Source organism: Nostoc sp. TCL240-02 (genome assembly GCF_013343235.1).
Classification (GTDB): Bacteria; Cyanobacteriota; Cyanobacteriia; order Cyanobacteriales; family Nostocaceae; genus Nostoc.
In genome coordinates, this window is sequence record NZ_CP040094.1 from 5,320,324 (window position 1) to 5,335,841 (window position 15,518).

Annotated in this window: 10 protein-coding genes and 2 pseudogenes; 11 read left to right on the forward strand and 1 reads right to left on the reverse strand. The window is 40.8% G+C overall.

What is annotated here, in order from left to right; translation table 11 throughout:
- The first annotated feature begins 416 nt into the window (after positions 1–416).
- Positions 417–3,839, forward strand: coding sequence for a response regulator (locus FBB35_RS22780; protein WP_174711535.1), 3,423 nt, complete (start codon positions 417–419; stop codon positions 3,837–3,839).
- Between the two features lie 53 nt (positions 3,840–3,892).
- Here FBB35_RS22780 and FBB35_RS22785 read toward each other — a convergent pair whose 3' ends face one another.
- On the reverse strand, positions 3,893–5,530 hold the full coding sequence (locus tag FBB35_RS22785; protein WP_174711536.1) for an alpha/beta hydrolase: 1,638 nt from the start codon (positions 5,528–5,530) through the stop codon (positions 3,893–3,895).
- Between the two features lie 1,468 nt (positions 5,531–6,998).
- On the opposite strand from FBB35_RS22785, the gene FBB35_RS22795 reads away from it, so the two are divergent.
- The 10 genes and pseudogenes from FBB35_RS22795 (at position 6,999) to FBB35_RS22840 (ending at position 15,404) form a co-directional block, all read left to right on the forward strand.
- Entirely contained in the window at positions 6,999–7,493 is a 495-nt protein-coding gene (locus FBB35_RS22795) for a DUF2231 domain-containing protein (RefSeq protein ID WP_174711537.1), read from the forward strand.
- The gene (locus FBB35_RS22800; protein ID WP_174711538.1) at positions 7,490–8,083 is read left to right on the forward strand and encodes a DUF2231 domain-containing protein; all 594 of its coding nucleotides are present in this window, start codon (positions 7,490–7,492) and stop codon (positions 8,081–8,083) included. Before FBB35_RS22795 ends, FBB35_RS22800 begins: the two co-directional genes overlap by 4 nt.
- A gap of 24 nt (positions 8,084–8,107) precedes the next feature.
- The gene (locus FBB35_RS22805; protein ID WP_174711539.1) at positions 8,108–9,028 is read left to right on the forward strand and encodes a cytochrome c oxidase subunit II; all 921 of its coding nucleotides are present in this window, start codon (positions 8,108–8,110) and stop codon (positions 9,026–9,028) included.
- Complete coding sequence (locus FBB35_RS22810) at positions 9,018–10,685, forward strand: cbb3-type cytochrome c oxidase subunit I (RefSeq protein ID WP_174711540.1); 1,668 nt, start codon at positions 9,018–9,020, stop codon at positions 10,683–10,685. Before FBB35_RS22805 ends, FBB35_RS22810 begins: the two co-directional genes overlap by 11 nt.
- A gap of 138 nt (positions 10,686–10,823) precedes the next feature.
- The gene (locus FBB35_RS22815) at positions 10,824–11,483 is read left to right on the forward strand and encodes a heme-copper oxidase subunit III (protein ID WP_174711541.1); all 660 of its coding nucleotides are present in this window, start codon (positions 10,824–10,826) and stop codon (positions 11,481–11,483) included.
- 38 nt (positions 11,484–11,521) lie between these two features.
- The gene (locus FBB35_RS22820) at positions 11,522–11,767 is read left to right on the forward strand and encodes a hypothetical protein (RefSeq protein WP_174711542.1); all 246 of its coding nucleotides are present in this window, start codon (positions 11,522–11,524) and stop codon (positions 11,765–11,767) included.
- 44 nt (positions 11,768–11,811) lie between these two features.
- Positions 11,812–13,179: an NAD(P)/FAD-dependent oxidoreductase gene (locus FBB35_RS22825; RefSeq protein ID WP_174711543.1), complete on the forward strand. Its 1,368-nt coding sequence runs from the start codon at positions 11,812–11,814 to the stop codon at positions 13,177–13,179.
- A 341-nt stretch (positions 13,180–13,520) separates the two neighbouring features.
- Positions 13,521–13,739: pseudogene (locus FBB35_RS22830) on the forward strand (amino acid ABC transporter substrate-binding protein); the annotation flags it as partial.
- A gap of 91 nt (positions 13,740–13,830) precedes the next feature.
- Positions 13,831–14,627, forward strand: a pseudogene (locus tag FBB35_RS22835) (IS5 family transposase).
- A gap of 15 nt (positions 14,628–14,642) precedes the next feature.
- Entirely contained in the window at positions 14,643–15,404 is a 762-nt protein-coding gene (locus tag FBB35_RS22840; protein ID WP_254625671.1) for an amino acid ABC transporter substrate-binding protein, read from the forward strand.
- The last annotated feature ends 114 nt before the right edge of the window (positions 15,405–15,518 follow it).

The window sequence follows — 15,518 nt, forward strand, 5'->3', positions numbered from 1 at the left end:
AGTAGTAATTAAAAATAAATTGAGTACGTAAAAAATTTCCACTTTAATTACTCTTACATAAATTTTTTACACTTTGAAATCAAGTTACAACCTTATTATTAGCCGTTTTTTAGCTTGATTTTTTAAGATTGAGTAGCTAGGCAGTGTGCCAGAGTTAGCTCGATACAAACAAGCTACGTGTAGCGTTTCCTAAAGAAGAAGAACTTAGGAGATTCTGAACTTTTTAAGAAAAAGATAAATTCAAACTCCCACATAATAGGGTAATGTATTAATTCTCAATATTACCCAAGAGGGTAATATCATCTGAGACAGTTCATCTTTTATAATTATGCCAAATAAAATTCATCAAAATTAAGAGGCTTTCGTGTAAAAATTATTACCTCAACATTGCTGTTTTTAATTTCAGGAATTCGGATATGCCTTCTTTCACCCTTCAACTTTCAAAGCTGACTAAAAATGTGCAGTTGCGCCACATTCTTGTAGTGCCATTTGTACTGCAAATTTCTCTAGCCGTAGGGCTAACTGGGTGGCTATCAATACACAATGGGCAAAGAGCAGTCAATGAAGTTGCAATCCAACTCCGAAATGAAATCACGGCTAGAATCCAGCAGTACCTAAAGATATATGTTGAAACGCCTCATAAAATCAATCAACTAAATGCTAATGCCATTAAACTGGGTGAAGTTAATATCCAAAAATTATCAACATTAGAACAACATCTTTGGTATCAACTGAAAACGTTTGACACAGTGACAGCAGTTTACGTTGGGTCAGAATATGGTGAACACGTTGCGGTTCAAAGGGCGGATGATGGTCAGTTTCAGGTGAAACTTTCAGGTAAGTCCACTGGGAATGAAATTAGGATTTATGCCGCAGACCAACCAGGACATTACACTCAACTTTTAAGATCCAAGCCTAATTACGATCCGCGGACTCGTCCGTGGTATCAATCGGCAGTTAAGTCTAAGACAGCTAGCTGGGGTGGAATTTATAAACTGTTTGCCACACCCAAATATGTGCTAAATGCCAGCTTGCCGATCTATGATAATGGCGGCAATCTGCTTGGCGTTGCTGCTGTCGATTTTTCACTGACTGGGATTAGTCAATATCTGCGGACTCTCAAAATCGGGCGAACGGGCGAAACTTTCATTCTAGAACGCCAAACAGGGTTACTGGTTGGGAGTTCTGCCACTCAACAACCCTACGTAATTGCAAATCCGACAACTCCAATCATAGATCAGAATCCGGTTCGAGTTCAGGCGATCGCCAGTAATGATATTTTGACGCGACGCACTGCTGAATATTTGCAGCAAAACTTTGTAGACTTAACCCAGATTACCGAAAAACAACAACTAGATTTTGACATTGAGGGTAAACGGCAATTTTTACAGATTGTGCCAATGCAGAATCAGCAGGGGTTGGACTGGTTAATCGTTGTGGTTATTCCAGAAACGGATTTTATGGATCAAATCAATGCCAATACTCGTTCAACAATTTTGCTTTGCCTAGTTGCGTTTGCACTTGCAACTGGATTGGGCATTCTGACAGCCGGCTGGATTACACAGCCAATTCTCCGACTGGGAAGTACAGCCAAAGCGATCGCCGCCGGAAACTTAGACCAAAAGGTTTCTGTGAACAGTACAACCGAGCTAAACTCTTTGGCGGAGTCTTTTAACCTTATGGCCCATCAGTTGCGTGAATCCTTTTTAGCCCTAGCACGAACCAACGAAGAATTAGAAAGCCGAGTCACGCAACGCACCAGAGAACTTGGAGAGAAAAATGCCCAACTTCAGAGGGAAATTCGCGTTAGCGAAGCTGCCCAAAAGAGTCGCCGACAAGTAGAAGCAGCACTAAAAACATCCGAAGCAGAACTCCGGTTAATGTTCGCTGCTATGACTGATATGGTAGTGGTTTTTGATGCAGAGGGACGTTATCAAAAGTATGTGCAAACAAAGTATGTGCTAACCCAATCCTTCGCTTATAAACCTGATATGGATCGCATTGGCAAAAAAGTTGATGAAGTTTTACCGAAAGAAATCGCCAATTTAATACTTGATGCCATTCAGCAAGCACTGCATCTGAAAGAAGAACCCAGAAACCCTGATGGCAGTCGTAAGAATGTTTTTGTTGAATACCACTTAGCGAACAAGAATCGAGAAACTTGGTTTTTAGCTAGTGTTTCGCCATTGTCAGACAATACAGTACTTTGGGTGGCTCGTGATATTACCAAGCTGAAAAAAACCGAAGCCGCGCTCAAGCAAGCTAAAGAAACCGCAGATGCTGCCAACCTCGCCAAAAGCCAGTTTCTCTCTAATATGAGCCATGAATTGCGGACTCCTCTTAACATCATCCTTGGCTTTACCCAACTGCTGCTGCGAAATCGATCGCTCAACTCACAGCAACAAGAATATCTTGACACCATCAACCGCAGTGGCGAAGACTTACTGACCTTAATCAATGATGTATTGGAAATGTCCAAAATTGAAGCAGGTCGAGTTATCCTCAGCGAAACAAATTTTGACCTCTATGGGCTTTTGGATCGCCTGCAACAGATGTTTGCATTGAAAGCCCAGTCAAGAGGATTAAAACTCATTTTGGAGCGATCGCCAACCATCCCTCAATACATCTGTGCCGATGAGAGTAAATTACGCCAAGTACTGGTTAATCTATTAGGAAACGCAATTAAATTTACGCGGATCGGTCAAGTAACTTTGCGGGTAGAAACTCCTAATCAAAACATCACACCAGATGAAAAACTCCACCCACAAGGGGATGAAGTTTTTGGGCATGGGAAAGAAGCTACCAATGCCCCATCCCCTATGTCCAAAGCGGCGGGGCGACTATCACAGTATACCCACGAGGAAATGGAGTTTCCCGTCGCTTTCGACGATGAACCCATCACCCTGAACTTTAGCGTCGAAGATACGGGTTGCGGCATTGCTGATTCTGACTTTAATCGTCTATTTGAGCCATTTGTCCAAACAGAGGCGGGACAAAAAGCTCAGGAAGGTACTGGACTTGGATTACCCATCAGCCAGCGATTTGTGCGGCTCATGGGCGGAGATATCAGGGTGAATAGCACGCTAGGAAAAGGCTCAATTTTTACCTTTGATATCCGAACTCGTGCAGTAATTATGGATACCTTGCCAACGTCTGCACCAAGTCGACAAGTTATCGGTTTAGAAAAGGGACAACCCAGCTGTCGCATTCTAATTGTCGAGGATAAACTAGAAAATCGGCAGCTTCTAGTTGAGTTATTAACACCCGTTGGCTTTGAGGTACGGGAAGCGGTAAATGGTCAAGCTGCGATCGAACTTTGGCAAAATTGGTCGCCTCACCTCATCTGGATGGATTTACGGATGCCAATAATGAACGGATTTGAGGCAACCAAACATATTAAAGCAGCAGGCGCTCAAACCCCAGTTATTATTGCGTTGACCGGAAGCGCATTTGAGGAAGATCGCTTAACAGCACTGTCCGTAGGTTTTGATGACTTTGTGCGTAAGCCATTTCGGACGACCGTAATTTTTGAAAAGATGGCTGAATATTTGGGTGTTCGTTATGTTTATGCTGATGAACTAGAAAATCAGGAAAAAGCATCTTGGTCTTCTAACGCTTCATCCTTCACACCTAAATTAACGGTTGCAGATTTAAGCGTAATGCCCAGCGACTGGATTAAGCAACTGCATCAGGCAGCGCTCCGAATAAATGCTAAAGAAATTCTTATGCTGATTAAACAAATTCCTGAGCAGCACGATCATCTGATCGTGGCACTAACCAATCTCGTAGACTGCTTCTGCTTTGAAGAAATTATTGCATTAGGGAGTACAAAAAAATAAATACCCCAAAAACGTAGACTCACAACTCGTATTAGTTTCATCTTTATTAAAGGTTATTTATATTTTTTTAGTTCTTCAGATGTCAGAGATGTAATTAGACTTAACGGTAGTGGTTGCTGACTAATTGTATTAACGTATTCTGTACTCAAGTATGGAAGGTAACTTGGCTGTCCAGCAATATACGTTTCAAAGAAAGGAACACTTAAAGCTTTAACGTAGCGACGTGCCAAAGCTGGACTTGAACCGACTGCTTGCGTAGGAATAGGAATGGTTGCATTAGGTGATTCGGCAATAGTAGAAAAGTGTGTCCCGCCATTGATAAGCGTTAAATACTTATTTGCAGTTGTTAACCAAGTAAAAGGCTGAATTTGTTCTAGTAAAGCTGGAGCAACAGTATCAGAAGTGCCAGATATAATCATTACAGGAATTTTGATTTGGCTAAGGCTAGCTTCACCAAAAATACTGCTACCAACTGGATTAATGACAATTACTGCTTTTATTCTTGCATCCGATAAGTTATATAGGAAATTTGGTAAATTCACAGCCAAACATTGAAGTAAAAGCGAAGCATTTAACGTATCTTCCAAAGCTGGGCAGTCAGCTTTTAATTGCTCAAAATTGATATTTGCACCGGCTAATGCTAATGCTGTATATCCACCAAATGATTGCCCTATCACACCAACTTGTTCTAAATTTAAACGTCCTTGAAAGGTGGGATTAGTCTTAGATAAACTAGTGAGTTCATCTAGTAAATATTTAATATCTAAAGGTCTATCAATAAGTTCTCTAGGATTAGTAACTTGATTTGTTGTACCTTTTAATAATGCTTGTAGTTGTTTTGAATCACTCCCAGGATGTTCTGGAACAGCAACCACAAAACCATAAGAAGCGAGATGTTCAGCTAGATATGCAAAACTTGTTCTGTCAGAACCAAGTCCATGCGAAATAACAATTATCTTTCTAGGAGTTTGAGCAACTGGGAGGTAAATATCAGCTAAGAATCTTCTATTACGTGAAATGTCATTAAGGGTAATAGTTTGCTTGAAGAAACGAAAACTTCCGGTTTTTCCTAAGTCCATCAATGGAATAGAATCAACCTTAGAAGCAGTGATTACATTTTGTTGAGATTCTTGATTAATCAGTGCTACTGCATTTTGAGTTTGATTTACTAAATCTTGTAATGTTTCTACTATTTCTAGAGTCTGGTTTAAGTTTATTGAAATTGAGCTTGCAGGAAACTTGCGTAATATATTTAATAGGGTAAAATCTTTTTGATCTGTAGCTGATAAAATTAATGCCGAGCGAATCGCATAAAAGCCTGACAATCTAGATTCTGTCTGAATAATTTTCCCCAATTTTTGTAATAATCGCTCACCAATTGGTGTATAAAGAAACTGCGAAATTTCTACTTCATTTAAGGGAATGCGAGTTAGTAAAACTTTCCGCAATTGAGTTAGTTGCTTTTTGTCTACATACTGACTATAACCAGCAAAATCATCATCTACATTACCTGTTTTAGCATAGTTCTCAAGCGAACTAATGGGGATAGACCTTTCTAAAACACCATAATTAAATTTTAGGCGCTCTGCACCAAAAGCAGGATAAGTAGTTAATGTAGGCAGCAATGCCATACTAAAAATTCTCAAAGCCAATTTTTGCCAAACAGTTTTTTTATCGATAAGATGATTCATTACACACCGCTTGAGATACTACATTGATTACGCAACGAGAAAATTAGCTGATCATAAAATTTGATATCGTTGAGAGAAATTTTCTAGAATTTCCGCTTTAATTTTTTAAGTTACTTGCGTGAGAAGGCAATAGGCAAGAAGTGTCAAGCTGCGGTGTATACACAAGTCTTTAAGAGTGAGCCCATAAGCTTTTGATCCCCCAAGCTCCCCGATAAATTGGGTGGCTAGAACCCTCAAAGTCCTCCAATTTATCGGAGGATTTGAGGATCTACAATATTTTTGTTTTGTAGAGAGATGTGTGTACATTGTAGCTCCTGTCAAGAGAGGCCAAGTGCCAAGCACGTCCCTTACCTCAAGTGTTTTGGGCAAAACCGCCATCTTCCTGTTGAATATGAGTCCATCGAGGCTCGATACCTAGTGAACCAAAAGCCTGTGCTTGATCAATAATATTTACCATAATTTATTGTGCCGATAAGCTTTGAGTGCTATTTGGAAACGCTGTAGTTGATATTTCTCGAAACAGAATTCTCCTTCAATTGAAAGATTGAGAATATTTGCGAGTAGCAGCTAAAGACTTTGCTTCAATAAAAATTTGTTTTATCTCAGGATGTTTTTGGCTAATTTTATTTTATAAATTTTCTACAGCTAATGCTATTTTCTCACCTGTGAGATTTTTAAAAAACTGGATTTCCAGGTTGAACAATACTTTTTGTGGAGGAAGCTGCATAGTTAGCACATGAATAACTTTTTGTACCCCTGGTTCTGTTTTTGATAAAGAACGGATATTAGCTATAGTTTGAGGATTAGCACTTTCACCAACTAATAATCCTTTAGTTTATCTAGCTAGTAGGACTGCTTATATAGACAATATAATGCCAAAACTAACAAAATCTTTTAGTATCTTAAGTGAACCTAGTATTTTCCTAATCTATCCAGAGAAAGATAAAAGGTATATTGTTTTACTGACCAATATTTTAATTAGTTGTCATTTCTGTGACAATAGTATGTCTTTATTTGTAAGATTTGTTAAGTTATAGATTTAAAGGTTATTTCAATATGAACAATAATTTATGGTATATTCAGAGAAAGATGGTTTATCAGTTTGAATTAATATCGGTTGGTATATTAAATAAACGAAAAATATAGCTATTTTGATTAGTTTGTATGCTTGAATAAATGATTACTAAAAATAGTAAGCTGCTCTGAATTTAAGTTGTGTAATTAGGGCGCTCATGTTGGCCAACCCACAAGAGTTTTATTTTATTTAATTATTCAATTTAGATGATTTTCAGCTTAGATAAAAAATTCTGATTTCGGAATTTACTTTAAAATTTTAAGTGCATCACAATTTTTAAATATTTTTTAATTACTTGATCTGCGGCTTTGGCACTAGCATTCTTGACAATATGAATGATGCATTAGGCGGATAGCATCTATCTACATACTTAGACTTATAAGGGAAAAAGCGATGCCTGCTCTGTCTCTGAATAGCCAAAATTTACCATACCCCGATCCTTTGCACCCAATTATCGTTCACTTTGTGATTGCAATGGTGCTTTTTTCCTTCGTGTGTGATGTTCTAGGCTATTTCACCCGCAACGTGCGTTTATTTGAGGTGAGTTTTTGGAATATGTTTGTTGCTGCGATCGCAATTTTCATCGCAATTATCTTTGGCCAGTTTGAAGCAGGACTAGCCCAAGCCCAGAAAGCAGCCCAATCAACGCTGAATTATCATACCGTCCTGGGTTGGTCACTGGGGGCGATTGTTGCGGCGATCGCAGCTTGGCGTTTTGTGATTCGCAACAGCAGCCCCCGAAGAGTACCGCCTGCTTACCTTGGGGCTGCAACATTGTTAGTCTGCCTAGTATTTGTGCAAGTGTATTTGGGGAGTAAACTGTTTTGGGTATATGGATTGCACGTTGAGCCTGTAGTTCAAGCCATGAAACAGGGAGTTTCACCATGAACCCACAACTGATTGAGCAGTTGAGATTGCGGCTGGGTGCTAACGGATTACCCTACGAGATTCCTGTACATCCGCAGTTAGTGCATCTAACGCTGGGTTTGTTCATCATTGCCATCATTTTTGATATAGCAGGAGTGTTGTTTTCTTTAGAAAAACCAATTTTCAAATTTTTGGGATTGGCTGCCATCCGTTCTAGCTTTTTTGATGTCGGCTGGTACAATCTCATAGCAGCAGCGGCCATCACATTTTTCACCGTTGCGGCTGGTTTTTTTGAACTACTGTTGGCAAATCCGCCAGTCGATCAAAAGAGTGCTTGGGGGTTGAGTGCTGGTTGGACGATGCTTTTACATGGTTTAGGTGGGGTTTTGCTGCTGGGGATTATTGTCGCCATGACTGTATGGAGAGGTTTGCAGCGCTATCGCTGGCGGAAGGATGCTTCCAGACAGGTGCAGTGGAGTTACTTGTTAGCAGGGATTGCAATACTAGGCATATTATTCGTTCACGGAACATTGGGGGCGCATTTGGGAGAGGAATTTGGGATTCATGTTACTGCTGCGAATACAATTTCCAAAAATGTTCACAGCAAATAATTAAACGAGAATTTATTGAATTTTATGTTTAGTGTTTTTGAATATCTATTAATAGCGGTTTATGTAGCAGTGCTGCTCGTCGTCAGTCGGTGGATTGGCCAGCAGGCGTTTTCTTGGATGCCTCCGCAAGCTACAACAGAAGCACAACGGGTAGATGATTTATTTAGCTTCTTAGTCTCAATTGGAGCATTTATCTTCCTTGGGCTAATTGGAGTTATGGTTTATGCGATCGCTTTCCATCGCGCCCCCCCAGAAGACTACACTGAAGGACACCCCTCTAGAGGTGATGCAAGGCTAGAAATATTGTGGACAGCAACCCCAACTTTATTAGTAGTATGGATTGCTTTCCAAAGCTTCAATATTTATCAGCAATTAGATATTTTAGGTTTAAAGCAAATTGTGCATTTGCATACACCCTTAGAATCTGCACCTGCATACGCCGAAACCCTCAGCGATCGACCCAAACCTGCGTCTGAAACTATTGATGTTTTCGTTAAGCAGTGGGATTGGTCTTTTCGTTATCCAAATAATGTTACTAGCAATCAACTGCATCTGCCAATCAATCGCAGCACTCGCTTAAATCTGCAAGCGCAAGATGTGATCCACGGTTTCTACGTCCCTGAGTTTCGCTTAAAGCAGGATATTATTCCAGGACGCAACATTGATATCGTGCTTACACCTACTCGTGCAGGCAAATATCGCCTGAAAGATTCTCAATTTAGCGGTACTTACTTTGCTTTAATGGAAACCGATGTATACGTTGAATCTCTCGATCAATATAACCAGTGGCTCACGCAAACTGCTAATAGCGAACGAACCCCTGTAAATCAGGCAGTTGCCGAAAATATCCAACCACCCAAAACATTGTTTAATAGCGGCTGGTATACCGTCATACCTGCTCAACCTGGCATTGCCAATAAAAGGAAGCAAAATAATGACACATGACTTTAGTCAAGAGATTACCGGGGATCGAGAATCGCAGAACCAGCAGGGTAATACTTGGCGGGAATACTTCAGCTTCAACACCGATCATAAGGTGATTGGAATTCAGTACATGGTGATGACCTTCATTTTCTTCCTGATTGGCGGGCTGTTGGCGATGCTGATCCGGGCTGAATTGCTCACCCCAGAATCAAATTTGGTCGATCGCCCGCTTTATAACGGTTTGTTCACCATGCACGGGACAATCATGATTTTCCTGTGGATTATTCCCTTTAATGCAGGGCTTTCTAACTACTTAGTACCGCTAATGATTGGAGCGCGGGATATGGCTTTTCCCTTGCTCAACGCCATCTCTTTTTGGATTTTGCCACCCGCAGGTCTTTTACTACTATCTAGCTTCTTCCTCCCAAACGGGACTGCACAAGCTGGGTGGTGGTCTTATCCGCCAATTAGTCTGCAAATTCCAGGGGATCAGTTTATTAACGGTGAATTTATTTGGATAGTCAGCCTAGTTTTGATAGGTATCTCTTCAATCATGGGGGCTGTCAATTTTGTGACAACCATCTTTTGGATGCGGGCCCCAGGGATGACGTTTTTTCGGATGCCTGTGTTTGTTTGGTCGGTTTTCAGCGCTCAGTTATTGCAACTGATTAATTTACCTGCCTTGACAGCTGCATTGATACTACTGTTGCTTGACCTATCCGTTGGTACACAATTCTTTAAACCGGATGGGAATGGCGATCCGATCATTTACCAGCATCTATTTTGGTTTTACTCTCACCCAGCAGTTTATATCATGGCACTACCAGCCTTCGGTATTTTTGCTGAGGTTTTGCCTGCATTTTCTCGCAATCCTTTATTTGGTTATCGGTCAGTTGCGATCGCCACATTAGGTATTGCTTTGATTAGCATCTTCGTTTGGGTACATCACATGTTCACCAGTGCTACCCCCGGTTGGATGCGGATGACCTTCATGGCTACCTCAATGTTAGTTGCCATACCCACTGGTATTAAAGCCTTCGCTTGGACAGCCACTATCTGGAGGAGCAAACTACATCTAGAAACACCAATGCTGTTTGCAATGGGAGGTGCAGCTATGTTTATTTTTGGCGGTGTTACTGGTGTAATGCTTGCTGCCACGCCATTTGATATCCACGTTAATAATACTTACTTTGTTGTGGGACATTTCCATTACATCGTTTTTAACACGATCACAATGGCAATCTTCGCGGCAATTTACTACTGGTTTCCCAAAATAACTGGAAGAATGTATGCTGAGGGTTGGGGCAAGTTACATTTTTGGCTAACCTTTATACCTGCCAATATTACCTTCTTCTCCATGCACCCATTAGGTTTACAAGGGATGCTCCGCCGAGTTTCTTCCTACGACCCACAGTATCAAGGATGGAACGTCATCGCTAGCTTGGCTTCATTTTTACTAGGAGCATCCACACTGCCTTTTATTGCTAACATAGTAGGCTCTTGGCTTTACGGGCCGAGGGCAGTTGATGATCCCTGGCACGCTACTGGATTAGAATGGACAACCTCTTCACCACCTCCACGAGATAACTTCGAGGAGATTCCAACCGTGACAAGACCTCCTTACGACTACGGCAATCCAAAGTACTCAGTAATCGTAAATTCAGATAACAGTGAGTGAGGACACTAGGGACTGGGGACTGGGGACTGGGGACTGGGGACAAGGGGACAAGGAGAATACCCAATTCCCAATCCCCAATCCCCAATCCCCAGTCCCCAATTCCCAATCCCCAATCCCCAATTCCCAGTCCCTAGAATTATGCAACGTCGTCATATAGATGAAAGTCCAATCCGTTTTGATCTGTGGCGGCGAAGCTTGCCAAATTGGTTACAGCGCTTCCTACCAAGTGGTGGCGGTAGCCATGAAGATCATCATGGTAAAGGAATGTTCGGATTCACCGTGTTCCTGCTGTCAGAAAGCATCATTTTTTTGAGTTTTATCTTTACTTATGTTGCTCTACGACTGACTACTAAAAATTGGCTGCCACCCGGTATATCGGGGCCAGAATTGTCTACAATTGTGGTTATTAATACGGTAGTATTACTTTCTAGTAGCTTTATCATTCAACCAGCAGAAAATGCCCTCAAGCGTAATCAACTCACGAAATTTCGTTGGCTATGGTTAATAACGATCGCAATGGGAAGTTACTTCTTAGTTGGTCTGTTAATTGAGTGGAAAAGTCTCGATTTCAAGATTACTACAGGGTTAGTTGGTTCGACATTTTACTTGCTAACAGGCTTCCACGGTATACATGTCCTGGCTGGTGTTGTGCTTCAGATAATTATGCTGATTCGTTCATTCATCCCAGGCAACTATAATAAAACCCACTTCGGAACAAGTGCGACTACTCTTTTTTGGCACTTTGTTGATGTAGTTTGGGTATTTCTTTTCTCGCTTCTCTACCTTTGGCGGGCATAAAAAAAATTCAAAATCCAAATATTTTAAGGAGTAATGTGATGAATCTATTCTTGCAAGAAATACCAGCCTCAGAACGTGCCCCAAAAACAATTCAAGAAACTCCAGCACCAGCCCAAGATCCATTAATTGCACGCGGATTACAAAAAGAGCAATACGCTGGCATTATTGGGCTAGCGATCGCTCTGATTGCTGCTGTCGGATTTTTTAGTCAGAGAGTTGAATATGCTATTGCATTTGCTGTCTTCCTCAGCGCTATTTTGATAGCTTTGTTTTTATTCATCTAGTAAAGCTTTCATTATCTGATTTAACAAGATTTGCGAGGGATTTTATGAACAGCCCAGTTTATCAAACTGTGATTGTCGGCGGTGGTTTTGCGGGGCTATTTACAGCCTTACATTTAGCTCACGAACATTATCCTCGTTCTGTTATCTTGATTGATAAAGACGAGCGCTTTTGCTTTAAGCCGCTACTATATGAATATTTCGATGGCGAGATGGATAGCTTTCAAGTAGTGCCGCGTTTTTCGGAATTACTTAAAGGTAGTGGTGTCATTTTTGTGCAAGATACAGTGCAATCGATAGACTTGCATCAACGGGAAGTCAAATTAGCTTCGGGAAACTCTTACAATTACAGTAACTTAGTATTAGCTTTGGGCAGTGTTACTGGCTATCATCAAGTTGAAGGTGCGAATGTTAATGCCTTTCCTTTCTGGACGCAATCAGATGCGATCGCTCTTGAGCGACATTTACGTGACTGTTTGCACAAAGCCGTCCAAACAGAAGATTTAGAACAACGCCGAAAATTACTAACAGTAGTCATCGTTGGTGGTGGTGCAAGTGGTGTGGAAATGGCAGCAACTCTAGCTGATTTTCTCCCACATTGGTATAGTGCTTTGGGAGGAAATTCAAGTGAAATTCGTGTAGTACTACTCAATCATGGTAAAGAAATCCTTGATGGCGATATAAATAACCCATTGCGTGAAGTTGCCGAACGGGAATTGAATAAACGTGCTGTGCCTATAGAGATGATTGTGGAAGCAGAAGCTACTGCTATTGGTTCCACTTCAATTCAATATAAGCGTAACGAGCAAATTGAAACATTAGCTACACATACTACAGTTTGGACTGCTGGCACTTCTACCCATCCACTGATTAAAGATTTGCCAATTCCTAAAGAACATCGAGATCGTGCCGATCGCCCTTTAGTTACTCCCACCTTACAATTACTCGATTTTCCAGAAGTGTTTGTCGGTGGTGATTGTGCAGCAGTTCAGGATAATTCGCTACCGCCTACGGCTCAAGTGGCTTATCAGCAAGGAGCCAATATTGCCCACAATTTGAAAGCGATCGCTCTAGGAGAAGAACTCAAACCTATTAAGGTTAACATCCGGGGAACCCTTTTGAAATTGGGGATAAAAGATGCTGCTGCTAACCTTTTCAATGTTTTTGAAGTTGCAGGCGAAACCGCGCATTTAATCCGTCAAGGCACTTATTTAACACTATTGCCAGCACCAATTCATGACTTTAAAGCAACAACGGAATGGGTGGATGAAGAGATTTTCCATCACCACCTTGACCCTCATGATGTCGGTAAAAAAGTGGTGCAAGCAGCGGAAATAGTCGGCGCAGGAGTTGTAGGCATTCTAGCTGCGAGAAAATTACTGAAAATGTTGGGAGATGAGGATAAAAAAGAGTAACAAGCACATAAGTAAGTTGGTACAAATAAAGCAAATTATGTTACGGAACATAAATAGCCTTAAAGTCCTTGCTAATGACCAATACTTCGACTACGCGGTAGTTGAGCGCAGTCGAAACTCAGTACAAGTGACAAAGGACTAATGACCTAATGACAGCCCTTGCCAATTAGCTTTAATTGCGCCAACCTACTTAATAGTGAAAATACTACAAATCAATACTCCTATGAGTACGAAAATATGCTAGCCAAGTAATGGGATTTAAGTCTCTAATGTGAAGAATCATTTCTAGAACTGCTTACTTGGCAATTCACAGAGATAATTTTTTTACTTTGATACTGTGAATGCCCAAATATTTGAATATGTTTGTTACTACTAAAATAAATCTCTCGTATTTACCTGCTTTTACTAAATCGAAGATATATAGTGCGATATTCGGTTTGATATTATCAGCATCCCTACCTGGTGTTGCAGGGGCAGAAACTGTGATGCAAAAAGTAGCACGGACAGGAGTATTAACAGCAGGTACAAGTAGAGATGCTTTACCCTTTGCATATTCTGAGAGGCTATTTATAAAGTAAATCTAAAGGGGACTAATCAAATGAAATGATAACGATAAGATACTTTTGAGACAGTGCATTTACGTAGCGTTCAATGACTCGAAAGGTTTATTCTACCGACCTGAGTGACTCAGAATGGGCTATTCTAGCTCCCTTAATCCCACCAGCTAAATCTGGGGGACATCCAAGGACTACTGATATGAGAGAAGTATGCAACGCAATATACTATCAGTTGAAAACGGGATGTCAATGGGACATGCTACCAGGAGACTTTCCACCAAGTTCAACGGTTTACAGCTATTATCGCAAATGGCAAAAATACGGTATTTGGGAAGAATTAAACCATACACTACGTGACAAACTAAGGGAGAAACTAGGTAGGTCAACACAACCAACAGCGATCGCGGCAGATAGTCAGTCGGTAAAAACGACTGAAAAAAGGGGGATGTGTACGGCTTTGATGGTGGAAAGCGCGAGTTTTGGGAAGAAAACGGCAAACAATAGTTGATAGCCTAGGACTATTGCTCAAAGTGGTTGTGAGTGAGGGTAATGCTGGTGAGAGAGTGCTTGCAGCGTATGCTTTGATGGAACTGCTGGAGGAGCGACCAGAGTTATTAGAAAAAGTTGAAGTCATCTGGGTTGACTCAGGCTATGACGGTGATAAGTTTGCGCTGGCTGTTTGGTTGATGATTCAAGCTCATGTTGAAGTCATGCGCCGTACTAATAAAGAGTTTGAAGTTTTACCCAAGCGTTGGGTAGTAGAAAGAACATGATTGCTGGTTTAACCAATACCATCGTTTGAGTAAAGATTATGAACGTCTGACTGAAATGAGTGAAGCTGCCATATATGCCGTTATGACTCGAATTATGCTACGTCGTCTAGCCATTTAAAGATTTACTTTATAAATGGTCTCTGACAGTCAAGGAAATTTGATTGGTTATTCTGTAGATATGCTGACTTTGATCCAGAAGCAGTTAGAAAAAGAATTAGGCAAGAAAATTCAACTTAAATTAGTTGGAGTTACCCCAGCAGAAAGAATTCCCAAGATAATTAACCGACAAGTTGATATTATCTGTGATGCTAGTAGTTTTACTTGGGAACGAGATAAAAAGGTTGATTTTTCAATCAACTATGGTGTCACAGGTACTCAAATCTTAATTAAGAAGGACAGCAATTTAGGTTCAGCTGAATCTCTCATTAACAAGCGTGTGAGTGTGCTGGCTGGAACTACCAACGAACAAGCTATCAAGCAGATACAACCCCAAGCCAAGCTTGTATATTTCAAGACTAGAGCAGAAGGATTTGCGGCTTTGGAACAGGGTAAAATTGACGCTTTTGCATCCGATAGCATTCTTTTAGAGGGATGGTTACAAACAGCAAAAAATCAAGATAGTTTTGCGATCGCACCTCCTCGTCCCTATTCACGAGAAGGAATTGCTTGTATGGTTCCTGAGAATAACTCTAAATTCCTCGATTCAGTGAACTATTCCCTCGTCAAGTTTATGCAAGGATTTGTCAACGATAACCCCAAATATGTTGCGATTTTTGACCGTTGGTTTGGTTCTCAAGGTGTTGTATTTCTAAATCGAGACTTACGTGATTTAGCTGTGGAAACCATGCAATTGATGATAGAGTTTCACGAAGATATTCCCCAGAAAGATTTGTAGGCTGTAGTTATACTAATTCTGTATGAAGGTGTGCCGAACTATACGAGGAACGAACCGCATTCGCGCAGCGTCTCGTTAGAGAAGGACACAAAGAAAGAAGAAGCAAAGAAAATT

Excerpts from the sequence above, each read along its gene's own strand:
- FBB35_RS22800 (WP_174711538.1), top strand. The coding sequence starts at position 7,490 with ATGAACCCACAACTGATTGAGCAGTTGAGATTGCGGCTGGGTGCTAAC.
- FBB35_RS22780 (WP_174711535.1), top strand. The coding sequence starts at position 417 with ATGCCTTCTTTCACCCTTCAACTTTCAAAGCTGACTAAAAATGTGCAG.
- FBB35_RS22820 (WP_174711542.1), top strand. The coding sequence starts at position 11,522 with ATGAATCTATTCTTGCAAGAAATACCAGCCTCAGAACGTGCCCCAAAA.
- FBB35_RS22805 (WP_174711539.1), top strand. The coding sequence starts at position 8,108 with ATGTTTAGTGTTTTTGAATATCTATTAATAGCGGTTTATGTAGCAGTG.
- FBB35_RS22840 (WP_254625671.1), top strand. The coding sequence starts at position 14,643 with ATGGTCTCTGACAGTCAAGGAAATTTGATTGGTTATTCTGTAGATATG.
- FBB35_RS22795 (WP_174711537.1), top strand. The coding sequence starts at position 6,999 with ATGCCTGCTCTGTCTCTGAATAGCCAAAATTTACCATACCCCGATCCT.
- FBB35_RS22815 (WP_174711541.1), top strand. The coding sequence starts at position 10,824 with ATGCAACGTCGTCATATAGATGAAAGTCCAATCCGTTTTGATCTGTGG.
- FBB35_RS22785 (WP_174711536.1), bottom strand. The coding sequence starts at position 5,530 with ATGAATCATCTTATCGATAAAAAAACTGTTTGGCAAAAATTGGCTTTG.
- FBB35_RS22825 (WP_174711543.1), top strand. The coding sequence starts at position 11,812 with ATGAACAGCCCAGTTTATCAAACTGTGATTGTCGGCGGTGGTTTTGCG.
- FBB35_RS22810 (WP_174711540.1), top strand. The coding sequence starts at position 9,018 with ATGACACATGACTTTAGTCAAGAGATTACCGGGGATCGAGAATCGCAG.